The organism is Geomonas diazotrophica, from assembly GCF_018919385.1.
GTDB classification, from domain to species: Bacteria; Desulfobacterota; Desulfuromonadia; order Geobacterales; family Geobacteraceae; genus Geomonas; species Geomonas diazotrophica.
Window position 1 is genome coordinate 1 of sequence record NZ_JAHLMF010000041.1, and the last position, 1283, is coordinate 1283.

Annotated in this window: 1 protein-coding gene; it reads right to left on the reverse strand. The window is 54.3% G+C overall.

Features of this window, described 5'->3' with window-relative positions; translation table 11 throughout:
• Positions 1 to 171: 171 nt before the first annotated feature.
• Positions 172 to 1283 (reverse strand): group II intron reverse transcriptase/maturase (ltrA, locus tag KOM00_RS20435; protein ID WP_456264258.1); only part of this gene is annotated, 1112 nt, incomplete at its 5' end.

Consider the following 1283-nt stretch of genomic DNA (forward strand, 5'->3'; position numbering starts at 1 on the left):
CCCCCCGCACAGATCCCGGCGAGCGCGATTTACGCACCGGGCTCCCACCTTGGGTGTTTGACGGCGAAACGAACTCTTGGCCATGGATGAAGGATACGCGGAGCAGGTAACCAAGCCGAAGCTATCCGCAGAATTCGTCGCCATGTAGTGTGATCCTTTTGACTGCGACGCCTAAGCGTTCGTCGCCAGAGGTTGACTACGTGGTTCCGAAATGCCACTTATGCTCTTCATATTGGTTGGAACTGCATGGTACGCAAAGTAGCCTATTACAACTTGACGTAGCCACTTCCCCTGCTCGGGGATGGACAGGTGCATCCGTCGTCGTAACTCCGCTTTGATTTCCTGCAGCTTGGTACGCATCCGGTCTCGGCGTGTTTTCCGATGAAGCAGGAATTTGCCTTGCAAGGAGCGTCCACAGATGTGGGTGAATCCTAGGAAGTTGAAGGTCTCCGGCTTGCCAAGACCTCGTCCAGATCGATCCTCGGCCGCAAAGCGCCCGAATTCGATCAGACGAGTCTTGTCCGGATGTAACGACAGTGCAAACTCCTCCATCCGCTGCCGCATGTCTGCAAGAAAGCGTTTGGCGTCCGCCTCGTGTTCAAAGCCGACAACAAAATCGTCGGCATAGCGCACTAAGATGACATTTCCTCTGGCATGGTGCTTTCTCCACCATTCTGCCCAGAGATCGAAGACGTAGTGGAGGTAAACGTTTGCCAGTAAAGGTGAAACTACTGCCCCTTGTGGCGTGCCTACCTCCGTTGCGGTTACTTCTCCGTCCTCCTCCTTCACCCCAGCCTTAAGCCATTTGCGTATCAAACGGATTATGCGGGGATCACCGATGCGGTGTTCAACGAAACGGATAAGCCAAGCATGGCTGACCGTGTCAAAGAACCTGGATACATCGGCATCCAGTACCCAGTTCACTTTCATACAGGTTATACCAACCGTAAGCGCGTCCAGCGCATCATGCTGACCACGCCCAGGCCGAAACCCATAAGAAAACCCCAGGAAGTCTTCCTCATAGATTGCATTAAGCACTTCCACAACAGCACGCTGGACTATCTTGTCTTCCAGTGCCGCTATCCCAAGTGGACGTTGCCGCCCATCTGGCTTCGGTATGTATTTCCGCCGAGATGGAAGCGCCCGATATGCACCCCGGTGAACGCGAGCATGCAGATCCATCAGGTTGGCTTCAAGGTGTTGCTCGTAATCTTCCCATGTCACCCCATCAACCCCGGGTGCCGCATCCCGTTTCAACCAGGAGAAGGATTCCCTGAGCAGTT